The 14,941-nt window shown below is 75.0% G+C and carries 17 protein-coding genes; 9 read left to right on the forward strand and 8 right to left on the reverse strand.

Going from position 1 to position 14,941, the window contains the following annotated elements; genetic code table 11:
- Positions 1-164: 164 nt before the first annotated feature.
- Together ACIBBD_RS06685 and ACIBBD_RS06690 are read right to left on the reverse strand one after the other, a co-directional pair.
- Positions 165-806 carry a restriction endonuclease gene (locus ACIBBD_RS06685; protein WP_399418205.1) on the reverse strand — a complete coding sequence of 214 codons (642 nt, stop codon included), beginning with the start codon at positions 804-806 and terminating at the stop codon, positions 165-167.
- A 448-nt stretch (positions 807-1,254) separates the two neighbouring features.
- Positions 1,255-2,046 carry an Fpg/Nei family DNA glycosylase gene (locus ACIBBD_RS06690; RefSeq protein WP_399418206.1) on the reverse strand — a complete coding sequence of 264 codons (792 nt, stop codon included), beginning with the start codon at positions 2,044-2,046 and terminating at the stop codon, positions 1,255-1,257.
- Between the two features lie 192 nt (positions 2,047-2,238).
- On the opposite strand from ACIBBD_RS06690, the gene ACIBBD_RS06695 reads away from it, so the two are divergent.
- Positions 2,239-3,135, forward strand: a complete 897-nt coding sequence (locus ACIBBD_RS06695) for a phosphorothioated DNA-binding restriction endonuclease (protein WP_399418207.1) — start codon at positions 2,239-2,241, stop codon at positions 3,133-3,135.
- A gap of 9 nt (positions 3,136-3,144) precedes the next feature.
- On the opposite strand, the gene ACIBBD_RS06700 is transcribed toward ACIBBD_RS06695, so the two are convergent.
- The 5 genes from ACIBBD_RS06700 to ACIBBD_RS06720 all read right to left on the reverse strand — a co-directional run bounded on the left by ACIBBD_RS06700 (position 3,145) and on the right by ACIBBD_RS06720 (position 9,405).
- Positions 3,145-5,091, reverse strand: coding sequence for a copper resistance protein CopC (locus ACIBBD_RS06700; RefSeq protein ID WP_399418209.1), 1,947 nt, complete (start codon positions 5,089-5,091; stop codon positions 3,145-3,147).
- A 181-nt stretch (positions 5,092-5,272) separates the two neighbouring features.
- Positions 5,273-6,067: an SDR family NAD(P)-dependent oxidoreductase gene (locus tag ACIBBD_RS06705; RefSeq protein ID WP_399418210.1), complete on the reverse strand. Its 795-nt coding sequence runs from the start codon at positions 6,065-6,067 to the stop codon at positions 5,273-5,275.
- Positions 6,064-6,537, reverse strand: a complete 474-nt coding sequence (locus tag ACIBBD_RS06710; RefSeq protein ID WP_399418658.1) for a cupin domain-containing protein — start codon at positions 6,535-6,537, stop codon at positions 6,064-6,066. The genes ACIBBD_RS06705 and ACIBBD_RS06710 overlap by 4 nt, the downstream gene beginning before the upstream one ends.
- Positions 6,538-6,551: 14 nt before the next feature.
- Positions 6,552-7,145: a GNAT family N-acetyltransferase gene (locus ACIBBD_RS06715; RefSeq protein ID WP_399418211.1), complete on the reverse strand. Its 594-nt coding sequence runs from the start codon at positions 7,143-7,145 to the stop codon at positions 6,552-6,554.
- Positions 7,138-9,405 (reverse strand): penicillin acylase family protein, encoded by a 2,268-nt coding sequence (locus ACIBBD_RS06720; protein ID WP_399418660.1) that lies wholly within the window; start codon positions 9,403-9,405, stop codon positions 7,138-7,140. Before ACIBBD_RS06720 ends, ACIBBD_RS06715 begins: the two co-directional genes overlap by 8 nt.
- Before the next feature lie 129 nt (positions 9,406-9,534).
- Between ACIBBD_RS06720 and ACIBBD_RS06725 the strand changes: the two genes are divergently transcribed.
- The 7 genes from ACIBBD_RS06725 (at position 9,535) to ACIBBD_RS06755 (ending at position 13,703) form a co-directional block, all read left to right on the forward strand.
- Positions 9,535-10,257 carry a siderophore-interacting protein gene (locus tag ACIBBD_RS06725; protein WP_399418212.1) on the forward strand — a complete coding sequence of 241 codons (723 nt, stop codon included), beginning with the start codon at positions 9,535-9,537 and terminating at the stop codon, positions 10,255-10,257.
- A gap of 25 nt (positions 10,258-10,282) precedes the next feature.
- Positions 10,283-10,879 (forward strand): HhH-GPD-type base excision DNA repair protein, encoded by a 597-nt coding sequence (locus ACIBBD_RS06730; RefSeq protein WP_399418213.1) that lies wholly within the window; start codon positions 10,283-10,285, stop codon positions 10,877-10,879.
- 154 nt (positions 10,880-11,033) lie between these two features.
- The gene (locus ACIBBD_RS06735; protein ID WP_399418214.1) at positions 11,034-11,723 is read left to right on the forward strand and encodes an HdeD family acid-resistance protein; all 690 of its coding nucleotides are present in this window, start codon (positions 11,034-11,036) and stop codon (positions 11,721-11,723) included.
- A gap of 66 nt (positions 11,724-11,789) precedes the next feature.
- Complete coding sequence (locus ACIBBD_RS06740) at positions 11,790-12,104, forward strand: hypothetical protein (RefSeq protein WP_399418215.1); 315 nt, start codon at positions 11,790-11,792, stop codon at positions 12,102-12,104.
- A 71-nt stretch (positions 12,105-12,175) separates the two neighbouring features.
- Positions 12,176-12,310: a hypothetical protein gene (locus tag ACIBBD_RS06745; RefSeq protein WP_399418216.1), complete on the forward strand. Its 135-nt coding sequence runs from the start codon at positions 12,176-12,178 to the stop codon at positions 12,308-12,310.
- Positions 12,311-12,537: 227 nt separating this feature from the next.
- Entirely contained in the window at positions 12,538-12,834 is a 297-nt protein-coding gene (locus ACIBBD_RS06750; RefSeq protein WP_004943146.1) for a type II toxin-antitoxin system VapB family antitoxin, read from the forward strand.
- A gap of 251 nt (positions 12,835-13,085) precedes the next feature.
- The gene (locus ACIBBD_RS06755) at positions 13,086-13,703 is read left to right on the forward strand and encodes a LytR C-terminal domain-containing protein (RefSeq protein WP_399418661.1); all 618 of its coding nucleotides are present in this window, start codon (positions 13,086-13,088) and stop codon (positions 13,701-13,703) included.
- A gap of 99 nt (positions 13,704-13,802) precedes the next feature.
- Here the strand turns inward: ACIBBD_RS06755 and upp are convergent, their stop codons facing one another.
- A complete protein-coding gene (gene upp, locus ACIBBD_RS06760) occupies positions 13,803-14,438 on the reverse strand; it encodes a uracil phosphoribosyltransferase (protein ID WP_399418217.1) in 636 nt (211 codons plus the stop codon).
- Positions 14,439-14,575: 137 nt separating this feature from the next.
- On the opposite strand from upp, the gene ACIBBD_RS06765 reads away from it, so the two are divergent.
- The gene (locus tag ACIBBD_RS06765) at positions 14,576-14,770 is read left to right on the forward strand and encodes a hypothetical protein (protein ID WP_399418218.1); all 195 of its coding nucleotides are present in this window, start codon (positions 14,576-14,578) and stop codon (positions 14,768-14,770) included.
- The last annotated feature ends 171 nt before the right edge of the window (positions 14,771-14,941 follow it).

Consider the following 14,941-nt stretch of genomic DNA (forward strand, 5'->3'; position numbering starts at 1 on the left):
CTCCCTCCCGCTCCCCCGCTCCGTCGATGTCCCGTCACACCCGCGCGGCCTCGGCGTTCGTCCCGGCGCCAGTGCGCCAGTGGGGCGGAGCGGCGGTGCGCCAGGCGCCAGTGGGGCGCAGGGCGGTGCGCGATGCGTCGGGGCGCGCCGTCGCCCGCGGCCGGTCACTTGCCGTACGCCTGCTTCCAGCGTGACCGGTGGCGGAGGTCGCCCTGTCCCCGGCCGTTCACCGCGGTCAGGGAGAGCAGGGAGGTGCCGTTGTTCCACAGGCCGAGGTGATCGCGGTGGACGGCGAGGATGCCGTGGTGCACGGCGAACTTCTCGGAGGGGCGGCTGAAGCGCGTGGTCGTGACGAAGACGGCCAGGTCGGCTCCGAAGTGCACCTTGGCGCCCAGCAGATCGCGCAGCTCACGGCTGGCGATCGTGCTGGTGGGCGCGTAGCGCTTGCACTGGATCACCACGCTCCGCCCGTCGGGGAGGCGCGCGAGGACGTCGGCTCCGTGGTCGTTCGCGCCGCCCACCCGCCGCACGTCCGTGCACCCGTCCCGTCGGCAGAGGCTCGCGACCAGTTCCTCGAACTCGGTGCCGGTCATCGCGTCCACCTCGGCGAGCGTCCGGTGACCGGCCCTCACCGCCTCCTCCTGCCGCCACAGACGGTCCCGGCCGCGCAGCAGCCGGTCCGTGCGCCACAGCCACCATCCCGCCGCCGCGGCACCGCCGAGGAGCAGGGCCGCCGTGACGTACGGCCACACGGCCGACCAGGACACCACCAGCAGGACCAGCACCAGGCCGCCGCCCGTGGCCACCGCCTTCAGCCGTGCCGCCCGCCGCCTGCGGGCCGCCGCGCCCCGCCCACGCCCCGCCGCACCCCGCCCACGGCCAATCGTGCCCCGTCCACGCCCAGCCGCACCCCGCCCACGCCCAGCCACGTTCGCAGTCCCTCCCCGACAGGTCCGTGTACGGCAGTCTGAGCAGCGTCGGCCGGCGCGAGAAGGGCGCGAGTCGGCCATGGCCGGATCGGCGCGGACTGATCGCCGCTTCACGGCCGGGTCGGCGGCGGTCCGCCCGCGCCGCCCACCCGGCCCCGTCCACACCCTCGCCCGGCACCCCCCGGCCGTGCACGCTCGCAGGTTCGACAGGTGGCGTTGCCGCAGCCGACGCGGTCCGCGACGATGCCCGAAGGGCCGGCCGGCACATCCCTACGCGTACGCAGGTGCCGGGATCCGACCCGCCAGGGGCCGAGGGGGCCGGCGCTCAGGACCCGTCCGGCTGGCAGCGCGGGCACCACACCGTGCCGCGGCCCGCCATCCGGGTCCGGCGCAGGGGGCCGCCGCAGCGCGGGCAGGCCGGGGCGGGGTCGTCGCGGTGACCGGTCAGCCAGGAGTCGCGCGGCGGGACGCAGCCGGCGGTGACCGCGAGGCGCAGCGTGCGGCGCATGTGCGTGTACAGGCGACGGCGTTCGGCCTGGGTGAGGTCGCTCGCCCGGTCCGCGGGGCGCAGCCCGGCGCGCCACAGGATCTCGTCGGCGAGCAGGTTGCCGAGCCCGGCCAGGACGGACTGGTCGGTGAGGACGGTCTTGATTTTGCCGCGGTGTGCGCAGAGCGCGGCCTCGAACTCCTCGCGGTCCACCGCCATCGCGTCGGGGCCCTGACCGGCCAGCAGCCCCTCGACGTCGGAGTCGTCGTCGGCCAGCCAGAGGCCCTGGAGCTTGCGCTGGTCCCGGTAGCGGAGCTGGTGGCCGCCGGCCACGGTGAACAGGACGCGGTCGTGGGCCTCGACGGCGTCGTCGGGGCGGCCGCAGACCAGCCGGCCGGTCATGCCGAAGTGCAGCACGAGGATCGGGCCGTCGCCGGTGCGGGCCAGCAGCCACTTCCCGTGCCGCTGCGGCTCGGTGAAGCGCCGGCCCTCCAGCGCGTCCCGCAGCCGCCGCCCGCTCACTCCGTGCAGGACCCCCGCGTCGCGCACCTCGACGCGCCGGATGACCCTGCCCTTGGCGCAGGAGGCGAGCGTCTTGCGGAATCCCTCGACGTCCGGCAGCTCAGGCATGGCGGACGTCCTCCTCGGCGCGGCGGCCGCCGTGGGCCCCGGGCACGGAGGGAAAACGGCTCGGGTCCATGACGCCTCCTCGGGGGCGCTGCGCGCGCGGCGACGCGTGTCTCCCTCCACTGATCTCACGCGTTCCCCGCCCGCGCACTCCGGGCCCGCTCCCCCGGCGGGGCGTCGCTACGATCGCCGGTCATGGACTGGCTGGAGCGCGTCACGAAGCTGAGGCAGTGGACCGGGAACGGGGTACGCGCTCCCCACAAGCCCCTTCTGCTCCTGTACGCCCTCGGACGGTTCCAGGAGGACGCCGACGGCGAGTTGCGGTACACCGCGGTGGAGGAGGATCTGAAGCGGCTGCTGGCCGAGTACGGGCCCGGCAACCGGACCTCGCCCGCCTACCCCTTCCACCACCTGGTCAGTGACGGGGTGTGGGAGGTGCGCACCGACCGCGGGCCCGGCAGTCCCGGCACCGGCGTCCTGGAGCTGCGCGCGGCCGGCGCGGCCGGGCGGCTCGTACCGGAGCTGAGGGTCGCGCTGCGGCGTGACCCCTCGCTGCTCGCCAGGATGGCGCGTGCCCTGCTCGATCTGCACTTCCCGCCGTCGCTCCACGGCGAACTGTGCGAAGCCGTGGGGCTGGAGCCGGCGCTCGCGGAGACCGTGCCGGTGGCGGCCGGGCGGCGGCAGCGGGACCGCCGGATGCGGGAGCTGGTGCTGACCGCCTACGAGTACCGGTGCGCGTTCTGCGGCTACGACGGGAGGGTGGGGGCGACGCCGGTCGGGCTGGAGGCGGCGCACGTGCGCTGGTGGGCCTTCGACGGCCCGGACGACGTCGACAACGGGCTGTGCCTGTGCGCGCTGCACCACAAGCTGTTCGACAAGGGCGTCCTGGGTGTCGGTGACGGACACCGCGTCCTGGTCTCGCAGCGCTTCGTGGGGCACAGCACCGCCGCCCGTGAGCACGTGACATCGCTGGCGGGCCGTCCGCTGCTCGGCCCGCAGCCGGGCACACCGCCGGTCGCGGCCGCCCACCGGGCCTGGCACACCCGGCAGGTCTTCCACGGCACCCCCCGGCCCGCCGCCGTCACCCCCTGACCACCTGCCTCAGCGCGTGATCCGGACCGTCTCCGTCTCGCTCACCTGGTCGATCTCCGACGTCCGGACCGTCATCCTCATCTCCCAGTCGCCGGGGATGGGCAGGTTGAGGGAGGTCGCGGCCCAGTAGCCGCCGCGATCGGTGAGCTTGGCGTCGAGGGGGCCGATGTCCTGGCTGGGGAGGGTGAAGGACAGCCGCAGCTCGGGAACGCTCGCCAGGCCGCCGTCGGGGCCGTAGACCACGGCCTGGACGGAGTTGGCGCCGACGCGGCCGGGGTCGAGGGTGATCTGGACCGTGCCGCGGGCGCCGGGGGTGCCGGGGACGCCGGTGTCGAAGGGGACCGTGGTGACGGAGGCGACGGGCAGGCCGGTCGCCTGTTCGGCGGTCGCCGCCTCGGCCTCCGCCCGGGCCGGGAGGGTGCCGGTCAGGACGGTCGTGAGGCCCAGCACCACGACCGAGACGACGACCTCGGCCAGGACGGAGCGGCGCAGGGCGCGGCGGTGGGCGTCCTCGGCCGGCGTGAGCGGCGGGTCGGCGGCCGGGGGTTCGTCGGGCAGCGGGGGGCCGCCCACCGGCTGCGGGATGCGCTGCCGTACCGGCGCGGGGGTCTTCACGACCGTGGCCGCGGCCACGGTCACCTTCTCCGTTGCCGCCTGTGCCTTTGCCTGCGCCTGTGCCTTCGCCTCCGTCTGCCTCTGCGCCTCCGTCTCCGTCTCGGTCACCGCCTCCGTCACCGCCGTCGTCCCTTCCGTCGTCGTGCCGTCTGCTGTCGTCCGTTCCGCCGTCGTGCCGTGCGCCTCCGCTCTCGCCAGGCGGTCGGTCCACCGGCGGGACCGCGTCCCCGCCGCCAGCAGCAGCGCCACCGCGGCCAGCTTGGCGAGCAGGAGCCGGCCGTACGGGGTGTCGGTCAGCGCGTCGGGCGAGCCGAGCCCGCGCCAGGACTGGTAGACGCCGGTCACCGCAAGGACGGCCACCGAGGCGGCGGCCAGCCGGGAGAAGCGGGCGGCCACGGTGGCCTGGAGGGCGCCGTGGTGGAGGAGGGTCAGCAGGGCCGCCAGGCCGCCGAGCCACGCCGCCATCGCCAGCAGGTGCAGCACCGAGGAGGTCATCGCCGCCGGGACCTGGATCCCGGCCGACGCGTGCTCGGCGGCGGCCCAGGTCAGGGCCAGGCCCACGGCGAGGACGGCGCCGGTGACGAGGGTGGGGCGCGCGACCCGCTCGCGCCCGCGCTGTCGTACGAGGAGGACGGCGGCCACCGCCAGCAGGGCCAGCCGGGCCACCAGGGCGAGGCCCGGGCGGCCGGACAGGGTCCCGGCCAGGGCGGACGGGTCGAGGGCCCGGGACGGGCCGGCCCCCGTCTCGTAGGGGGCGCGAAGCAGGAGCAGCAGGACGGTCGAGCCGGTGAAGACCGACCAGCCCGCCACGAGCGGTCTGCGCAGGGAACGCGCGTCCGTCGGCCGGCAGACGGCGACGAAGAGCGCCGCGCCGATGAGGAGGGCCGCCGCGCCGTACGCCAGATAGCGGCCGATCTTGTAGAGGGCGGCGGTGGCCGGGTCCTCGACGGAGCCGGTGGGCAGGGGAGCGCGCGTCGCGGACGGTTCGCCGACGGAGAAGGTGAAGGCGCCGGCGATCGGGTGGCCGTCCGCGGAGACCACCCGCCAGGCCACCGTGAAGGTGCCGGTGCCGAGCTTCCCGGGCAGGGTGACCCGCGCGGTGTCCGCCCGGCCGTCGGCGTGCCGTGCCGTGTCCGTGTCGACCCGCCGGTTGTCGGGGTCGAGGACGCGGAAGGAGTCGTCGAGCAGGCCGACGGACTCGGTGAAGGTCAGGGTGATGCTGCGGGGAGCGGTCTCGACGACGGATCCGTCGGCGGGGTCGGCGCCGCGGAGGGCGGCGTGGGCCGACGCCTGGCCCGCGCCCGCGAAGAGGAACAGGCCCAGCAGGGTGCCCAACAGCACCAGCCCCCGAAGTCGACGGCCGCCGCGTCCGGAGGGCTGTGCGGTCCTTGTGGTCCTTGTGGTTCCGGTCGCCCCTGTCGTGCCGCCTCGTCGCCCGTCATCGCGCCCCTCGCTCACGTCACCGCTCCGTACCTCGGACTCGTGTGCTCGGGGTTACGTACGGACGGGGGCGCGGTCCTGCTCACCACGTCGTCCGCGCGGACGCCCCGCCGTCCACCACCAGGTCGTGGCCGGTGATCCAGGAGGCGAGCGGCGAGGCGAGGAAGACGCAGGCGTCGCCGACGTCCTCGGGACGGCCCAGCCGGCCGACCGCGACCGCCTCCCGCCACCGGCGCACCCCCTCGGGCCAGGCCTCGGCCAGGCCCTCCCGTTCGATCAGGCCGGGCGAGACGGTGTTGACGCGGATGCCCCAGGCCCCGTACTCCCGCGCCGCCGCCCGGGCGTGCGCCACGACCGCGGCCTTCGAGGCCGAGTAGTGGGCGTGGCCCTCGGCGGGCATCCGGGCCTCGACCGAGGCGATGTGGGTGACCGTGCCGCCCGGCCCGCCGGCCCGGCCTGCGCCCGGTCCGCCGCGCTGCTCCCGCATCACCTCGGCCGCGGCCTGGGTGCAGGCGAAGACGCTGGTCAGGTTGGTGTCCACGACGGTCCGCCAGTCCGCGGCCGTCATCGCCTCCAGTGGCTGTACGGGCTGCACGCCCGCGGTGTTGACCAGGGCCGTCAGCCGTCCCCCGCCCCACTCGGCGGCCTCCCGCACGAGCCGTCGGCACTCCTGCGGGCGGGAGAGGTCCGCCTGGAGGACGACCACCCGGCTCCCCGACCCGACGAGCCGGCGGGCGAGGTCACGCACCGCCGCCCCGCCCGTACGGCAGTGGAGCGCCACCTGGGCGCCCTCCTGGGCGAACCGCAACGCGATCCCGTGGCCGAGTCCGCCGCTCGCTCCGGTGATGAGGGCCACCTGACCCGCCAGCAACGTCATGGACGGCAGAGTTCCCCGATCAGCGCGGCCCGGTCCGGATGGCGCGCCGTGAGGTCGGCCGCGTCCCCGTGTTCGTAGTCCCCGTAGGTGAAACCGGGGGCCATGGTGCAGCCGAAGAAGGTCCACGCGCCGCCGGCGGCCACCCGCGCGCCCATCCAGGTGCGCGCGGGGACGGTGAGCTGCGGCTGCTGCCCGCCGAGGACGTCGGGGCCCAGCACCGCCGTCCGCGAGGTGCCGTCGGGGGCGAGGAGCAGCAGCTCCAGCGGGTCGCCGAGGTAGAAGTGCCAGACCTCGTCGGTGGGCAGGCGGTGCAGGGCCGAGAAGTCGTCCGCGGTGAGCAGGGCGACGATCGCCGAGCCCTCCGGGCGTCCGTCGGCCCGCTCGGGCCCCGCCCAGGTACGCCGGAACAGTCCGCCCTCACGGGGGATCGGCTCCATCCCGTAGTGGGCGACGAGGGCTTCGGGGGTCACCGGGCCTTGGGCAGTCACCCGGGGAAGGCTACCTCCCGTCGGAGGAACGCCAGTTGGGCCTTCTTCTCCGGCAGGTACACGTCCGGCAGGTCGATCTCCGGCAGCGTGACGACCGGCCCGGCCTCGAAGCCCTGCCGGAGGAAACGCGTGACCGCCTTGTCGTTGCGCACGTCCGGGTCCACCACGATCCGCCGCCGGTCCAGGCCGAGCAGCACGTACGACGTGAAGGCGCCCATCAGCGCCGTCGACCAGCCCGGCCGCGCGCCCCCCTCACCGGCCGGCGCGAGGAGGACGTGCACGCCGATGTCGCCGGGCTCGACCGGGTAGCACTCGCCGACCCGGTCCTCCGTCGGCTCGTACGTCTGGAGCAGGGCGACCGGGATGCCGTCCAGCTCCACCAGGAAGGCGTGGTGGGTGTCGAGGCCGGCCATGTGGGCGTAGATCTCGGCGACCTGCTCCCTCGTCAGGCCGTTCATGCCCCAGAACGCGGCGCGCTCCTCGCTCACCCAGCGGTGGACGACGTCCGCGTCGCCCTCGGCGTCGAGGGGCCGGATGCCGACGGTGCCGAAGCCGTCGACGGTCTCCTCGTGGACGTACGGGTCAGACATCGCTCTCCTTCGTCAGGTGCGCCCAGTCGGTGACGACCGGGGCCAGCTCGCCCGTGAGCCAGAGGGGGAGCTGGTCGTGGTGGTGGGGGCTGTCGGGGTGGCCCGAGGCGCCGTGGGGGACGACCCAGCGGCTGTTCTCGCGCCGGGCCAGGTCCCACACGTAGCGGGCGGCCGGGCCGCGGGCGGCGAGGTCCGTCCAGCCCGGCACGGCCGACGTGCACAGCACGCAGTCGTGGTCGCCGGAGAGGGCCGGGGCCTGCGGTGCGGGGTCGGGCAGGGCCCGCCAGGCGGCGAGGCGGTGGGTGTCGCCCCAGCGGCCGGCCGGCTGCCCGGCGACCTCCTCGACGGCCTCCCTGACCAGGGCCGGCCGGTCGATGCCGTACAGCTCCTCGGCGCGCAGGAGGTGTTCGAGGGCGAAGCCGACGCGGGCGACGAGGTTCAGCCAGGGGAGGAGGACCTCGGGGTAGGCGGGCGGGGTGGTCAGGGCGGCGAAGGCCGGCTGGGCGGCCAGGCGGCGGACGAGCGCGCTGCGCAGGGCGGCGAAGACGGCCGCTTCCCGGCTGTCGGCGTCCATGCGGCGGTTCCAGCGCAGCAGGCGGTCGCGCAGCCCGGCCGCCGGGCCGGTCAGGTCGTCGAGGGCGGCGAGGTGGTCGAGCAGGGGGGCGGCGGACGCGAGGTGGGTGTCCGTGTGGATCGCGGACATGTCGTCGGCGGACCACTCCCGGCGCTGCGACAGCAGCTCGCGGATGCGGTCGGCGCGGTGCGGCGGGGCGAACTCGACGCCCAGGTCCACGGCGGGGCCCCGCTGGTTGGCCATGACCGCGACGCCGTCGGTCAGTCCCGCGTGGGGCATCTCGTGCCAGCCGGTCCACTCGTGGCCGGGCTCCCAGGCGGGCACGAGCCGCGTCCGGTTGGCCTCGGACCGTACGGGGACCCTGCCCGCGACCCGGTGCAGCAGGCCGCCCTCGGTGTCGGCGGCCTGGACGACGTTGACCGGCTCGGCCCAGACGTCGAAGGCACGGTCGACGTCGGCGACCCGGCGTGCGCGCAGCAGCGGGAGCAGGGCGCTGAAGCCGAGGTCGCCCGTGACGCGGGGCGGGTAGCGCAGGGCGAGGGCGAGCGGAGTGCCGTCGTCGAGGCCCTCGGGCCCGCCGGCGATCACCGGCCCGCGCTCGGTCTCCAGCACCTCGACCTCCACCGTCTCCTCCCCCGCCACGCGGACGAGTTCGGTGTGCCGGGCGACCCGCCGCCAGGTGCCGTCGGGGCCGAGGGCCTCGACACCGGCGCCGGTGCGGCGCAGCCGTTCGCGGTAGAGGTCCTGGTAGTCGGCCATGGCGTTGGTGATGGCCCAGGCGACCGTGCCCGTGTGGCCGAAGTGGGCGATGCCGGGGACACCGGGCACGGCGAGCCCGACGACGTCGAACTCGTCGCAGGCCAGCCGGATCTGCTGGTAGACGCCGGGGTCCTCGATGAAGCGGTGGGGATCGCCGGCGATGACGGCCTGCCCGGTGCCGGTGCGCTCGCCGCCGACCAGCCAGCCGTTGCTGCCGGAGGTGCCGGGACCGTCGGTGGCGAACAGGCCGACGGACTCGGGGCCGAGGTGGCGGACGGCCTCCTCGCGCCACAGCTTGGCCGGGAAGCCGGCGAACAGGATGTGGGTGGAGAGCCAGACGGCGAGCGGGGTCCAGGGCTCCCAGCGGCCGGGGACGAGGCCGACTCGGGCGAACTCGGGGGCGGGACCGAGGCGCGGGCCCGCGGGGGCGTCGCCGGCGGTGGCGTCGCCGGCGGTGGCGTCGCCGGCGGTGGCGTGCGGATCCGGGTACGGGGGGACGGTGCCGACGGTCCGGCGCGGATCCGGGGCGGCCGGGTCGGTGGCGGCCTGCGGGCCGGCGTCCGCGGTGCCGCGCACGTCGACGGTGCCGACCGCGCCGCCCGCGCCGGTGCTTCCGTGCCCGCCGGCGGTGACCGCGTCGGCGGTCGCGGTGAGGCCTTCGTTGACGCCGTCGACGTAGGCCCGCACCCAGTCGGCGGTCTCGGGGTCGCGTTCCTCCAGGGTGGCGAAGCAGCGTCGGGCCGTGTCGTCGAGGCGGACGCGGCGGACGAAGCGGTCCCAGGGGAGCGCCTCGGGGCCGAGGAAGGACGCCGAGGTGCCGCGGGCGCGGTGGCGTTCGACCTCCAGCTGCCAGGCCCGGTCGCGGGCGGTGACCAGCCCTTGGAGGCGGGCGAGTTCCAGGGCACTGCCCGCGCGCAGGTGGGGAATGCCCCAGGTGTCCCGGTAGACGCCGTCAGATCTGTCGGTCTCGCTCGCCACCCCTGTGACCCCTCCGCACTTTAGGTTAGCCTCACCTAATCAATCGGTGCAGGAATCGTACGCGAGAGGTGAAGGGCCATGGCGCAGGGGCGGGGCTGGGAGGGCGCGGTCCTCAGGCTGATGCGGGCGAAGGACTTCACCCTCACCGTCACGGGCGGTGAGGACGTCACCCCGGACTACCGCCGGCTGCACCTCACCGACGGCGGCCTGCTCGCCGCGACCGGCATCCACCCGACGATGTGGATCCGGCTGTGGTTCACCCACGCGGGCAAGCCGCACCAGCGGGCGTTCACGCTGGTCGACCCCGACCCGGCGGCCGGCACCTTCTCCCTGGAGTTCGCCCTGCACGAGGGTGCCGCCGCCGACTGGGCGCGGGCGGCGAAGCCCGGCGACACCATCGAGGCGACCGTGCAGGGCACCGGCTTCGAGCGGCCCCGGCCCGAGCCCTCGCACGTCTTCGCCGTCGTCGACCCCGCGTCGCTGCCCGCGCTCAACTCCCTGCTCGACGAGTTCCGCTCGTCGCCGGTGACGGTCTGGTACGAGGGGTCCCCCGACGGCCTGCCGTTCCACACGGACCCGGCCCTGCACGAGGTGCGCCACGTGCCCCGGCGGGACTCCGGCGCGCACCTCGTCGAGCGGGTGCGCCAGGAGCTCCCGGAGCTGCTGCGGGACGCCCCGGACCCGTACGTCTGGATCACCAGCGACACGGCCACCACCCGCACCCTCGCGTCGTACGTCCGCAAGGACCTCGGCGTTCCCCGGCAGCGGGTGCACGCGCTGGGGTACTGGCGGGCGACGTGACCCCGCAGGCGGCATGATCGGAGTCATGGACGTCACCCTTCACCTCGCCCAGGACCCCGAGGCCGACGCGCTCCTCGGGCGTTCGCCGCTCGCCGCGCTGGTCGGGATGCTGCTGGACCAGCAAGTGCCCATGGAGTGGGCGTTCAAGGGCCCGCGGACGATCGCGGACCGGCTCGGCGCGGACGACCTCGACGCGCACGAGATCGCCGCACAGGACCCGGATGCCTTCGCCGCCCTGCTCGCGGAGAAGCCGGCCGTGCACCGCTACCCGGGCTCCATGGCCAAGCGTGTCCAGCAGCTGTGCCAGTACCTCGTCGAGCACTACGAGGGTGACGCGAGCGCCGTCTGGGAGGGTGTGGACACGGGCGGGGAGCTGCTCGCACGGCTGGAGGAACTGCCGGGCTTCGGCAAGCAGAAGGCCCAGATCTTCCTCGCCCTGCTCGGCAAGCAGCTCGGCGTGCAGCCGAAGGGCTGGCGCGAGGCGGCCGGCGCCTACGGCGAGCCCCGGTCCTTCCGTTCCGTCGCCGACATCACCGGCCCGGAGTCGCTGGCGAAGGTGCGGGCCCACAAGCAGGAGATGAAGGCAGCGGCCAAGGCCAGCAAACAGGCGTCAGCCGACTGACCGGCCCGGGGCGAGAGAGCCGCCCCCCGGGCAGGAGGCGGAGCCCGACCCCGCCCCCGGGCGGCAGGCACTCCCCCCGCCCCGGCGGCACGCCCCTCAGCCGGTTGCCCCGTCCCGGGTGGCGGGTGGCTCGGGGCCGGGTCGAGCATGGATCATGACCGAGCCACCGACCGGCTCCCCCTGGGGTCCGGAGTACGACGACCGCAAGGTCCACGCCCACCACTCGCCGGCCGCCGCCCCGTCCGCGACCGCGCCGCACGCCCATGAACCCGAGCCGCCCATCGAGGGCCCCCTGCACACCCTGTCCCGGATGGCCTGGCAGGTCGTCCTGGTCACCGGGATCGCCTCACTGGTCCTCGGGGTCCTCGTCCTGGGCTGGCCGGGCGCCTCCCTGGTCGCGGCCGGTGTCCTCTTCGGCGTCTACCTCGTCGTCAGCGGCGTCTTCCAGCTCGTGTCGGCCTTCGGCACCCACAGGACGACCTCGCTGCGCGTCCTGGCCTTCATCAGCGGCACCCTGTCGATCCTGCTGGGCCTGTTCTGCTTCCGCGGTCCGATGCGGTCCGTCCTGCTGCTGGCCCTGTGGATCGGCATCGGCTGGGTGATCCGCGGGATCACCCAGACCCTGGCCGCCGTCTCCGACCGGGCCATGCCCGCGCGCGGCTGGCAGATCTTCCTCGGGGCCGTCACCTTCGTCGGCGGGATCGTGCTGATCGACTCGCCGTTCGAGTCGGTCGCCGTGCTCACCCTCGTCGGCGGGATCTGGCTGGTGGTGGTCGGCGTCGTCGAGACCGCCACCGCGGTCCGTATCCGGGCCCGGGCCCGGCAGATCCCCCGCACCCTGTGAGCCGAACGGGCGGTTCTCGCGTCCGACGTGCTGAACGCCCGGCGTGTCGCGGGGAGATGACCTCCCATGAGCAGCACACGAAGCCTCCCGCCCGGCCGCGCCCGGCTACGGGTCGTCGCGCTGCTGCTCGCCGTCCTCGTACCGGTCGTCCCCGCCGGGCCGGCCGAGACACCGCCCGTGGCCGCCGAGATCACCGAGTACGACACCCTGGACACGGCCCCGCGGCCGCTCCCCGGCGCCTCCCCCCGCACCGCACCGCCCCCGCGGCCGGCGCCCCGCCCGGAGCCGGCGCCCGGCGTCCCGCCGGGCCGTCCGCTCCCCGTGCCGCCCGGGCCGCCGCACGCCCTGGACGCCCTGCGCACCGTGGTCCTGCGCTGCTGACCGCCCCTCGCCACCCAGTCGGCCAGTGCACCGCACACGACCACGCGAAGGAACATGCGAGGGAACCAGCCATGCCCACCGATCCGTACGCGGTCCTGCGCGCCCTGCTGCGCGCGGAGGCCGCGCGCAGCACACCGAAACCGCAGATGAGGACCACCGACCAGGAAAAGCGCCAGCCGGGCCCGAAGAGCGACCGGGGCCGCTGACACGGCGGCGGAGGCGGCGCCACCGCCTCCGCCCTGCGGCACCGGGAAGCGCCCCCGGCCCCCGTCCACAGCCTGTGTACGGCGCGCGGCCGGACGGAAGGACGTCGCCGACAACCCTCCCGGACAGCCCGCCCTTCCCGTTTCGCCCTGGTTCATCACGTCTTTTCCGGCGTCACACTCGGTCGCCATGGCTGCGCCCGGAACGTCAGGACCGGTAGGCTTTCCGTGTGATCTTCAAGCGCATCGGAAACGGCCGGCCGTACCCCGACCACGGCCGGGAAAGCACCCGGCAGTGGGCGGACGTCGCGCCGCGCCCGGTCCGCCTCGATCAGCTGGTGACCACCAAGCAGCAGCTCGACCTGGAAACACTCCTCGCCGAGGACTCCACGTTCTACGGCGACCTCTTCGCCCACGTCGTGAAGTGGCAGGGCGACCTCTACCTGGAGGACGGCCTCCACCGCGCCGTGCGCGCCGCGCTCCAGCAGCGGCAGGTGCTGCACGCGCGCGTGCTGGAGCTGGACTGAGGGACGGCCGGGACGAGCGACGAGGGACGCCTCGTCCTCCGCGATGGTCCACCGGCTCCCGCGCCTCTCGCGCAGCGCTCGCGCCCGCCCCGTGAGCCGTGCGCCCCGCCCAGCCCCGCCCCCTCCCGTGCCGCCACGCGGGCACGGGTTGGCCCTTTCGGGTCCTCTCAGGGGTGTCGAATGATCATCTAGTAGGCACGGCCGCCCGGGCGCACTACGCTGCGCCCATGAGCATGCTGACTCCCCCGGGCATGGGCGGCAAGTACCGGATCACGGGGGACAAGTACCCCCGGATGCGCCCGCACCGGCGGCGTGGACGACTGCTGGTCGTGGTGGTCGCCTGTGGTGCCGTGCTCGGCGTGGCCGGCTGGGGGACGCTGCAGCTCATCGACGTCTTCACCGGTGGCGGGGGCACGGCCACGGCGGCCGGGTCGAAGAAGTCCTGCCCCGCCGCGTCGAGCCCCGCGGCCACCGCCTCGTCCGCCGCGCTGCCCCGCCCCGCGCAGATCACCGTCAACGTCTTCAACGCCACCACCCGCAGCGGGCTGGCCAAGACCACCGCGGACGAACTCCAGAAGCGCGGCTTCAAGATCGGCGAGGTGGGCAACGCGAGCAAGCAGTACGACAAGAAGGTCCCCGGCACCGGCGTCCTGCTCGGTCCCGCGTCCTCGCTCAACACGTCGCTGCCCGTCCTCGCGACCCAGCTCACCACCGCCGAGCGCCGCACCGACGCCGCCCGCACGGGCACCGCGATCGACCTGATCCTCGGCAACGGCTTCCAGGCGCTGACCAGCCAGGCGGACGCCACCAGGGCACTGACCGCCCTGACGGCGCCGCAGCCCACGGCCACCACGAAGAAGAGCTGCTGAGAGGGCCGAGAACCCAGAGGCCGAGAACCAGAGGGCCGAGAACCGCCGAGAGGGCGGAAGGACCCGCCGGGAGGGAGCTCCGCGCGCCGGCGGCGGCTCCTACTCGGCCGCCCCGTACAGCCGGTCGCCCGCGTCGCCCAGGCCGGGGACGATGTAGCCGTGCTCGTTGAGGTGGTCGTCGACGGCCGCCGTGACGACGGTGACCGGGGTGCCGGCCAGCTCGCGCTCCATGACCTCGACGCCCTCCGGGGCGGCCAGCAGCACCACGGCGGTGACGTCGTCGGCGCCGCGCCTGATCAGCTCGCGGATCGCCGCGACCAGCGTGCCGCCGGTGGCCAGCATCGGGTCCAGGACGTACACCTGACGGCCGGAGAGGTCCTCCGGCATGCGCGTGGCGTACGTGGAGGCCTCCAGCGTCTCCTCGTTGCGGATCATGCCCAGGAAGCCCACCTCGGCGGTCGGCAGCAGCCGCATCATGCCGTCCAGCATGCCGAGGCCGGCCCGCAGGATCGGCACCACCAGCGGGCGCGGGTGGGAGAGCTTGACGCCGGTCGTCGAGGCGACCGGGGTCTGGATGTCGACCGCCTCGGTGCGCACGTCACGCGTCGCCTCGTAGGCGAGCAGGGTGACCAGCTCGTCGGCGAGACGGCGGAAGGTCGCGGAGTCCGTGCGCCGGTCGCGCAGCGCGGTGAGCTTGTGGGCGACCAGGGGGTGGTCGACGACGTGGAGACGCATGTCCACAACAGTAACCGGGCCGAAGCGGCCCGACGTCCGCACGCCTGGTGACCCTCTCCCCCTCGATTGGGCCGTTCGCTGGCATCAAACCGCTCGTCGGAGGGAAGGTGGAGAGGACGGACCGGGGTGGTGGACTTATGCCTGACCTGCCTGACCGCGAGGCACGAGATGCGGACGAGGCGCCGGAGACCGAGGCCCAGCGCCGTCGGCGACGCGCCCAGTTCCTGCGCGAACTCGCCGAGGCCCGCGAGCTGCGCGACCGCGTCCAGCCGCGCCGGGCCAAGGTCGCCCGCCTGCGACACGCGATGCGTATGCGCACGTTCCGCTGGTAGCCCTCCGCCCCTGGCCCGCACGGGGCAGATCGCCGACCTCTCGGGCGTTGCGAGGGGTGGGTGTGCGTGGACGCATCCGAAAGCCGCGTACGATCCCGCTCGTGGCGGCAACGAGTGCGCTGGTGAGTTGCTTGTGGACCTACGTACCGACCCGCGATCAAAACAGCCGGA

The organism is Streptomyces sp. NPDC051315 (genome assembly GCF_044455165.1).
Lineage (GTDB): Bacteria > Actinomycetota > Actinomycetes > Streptomycetales > Streptomycetaceae > Streptomyces.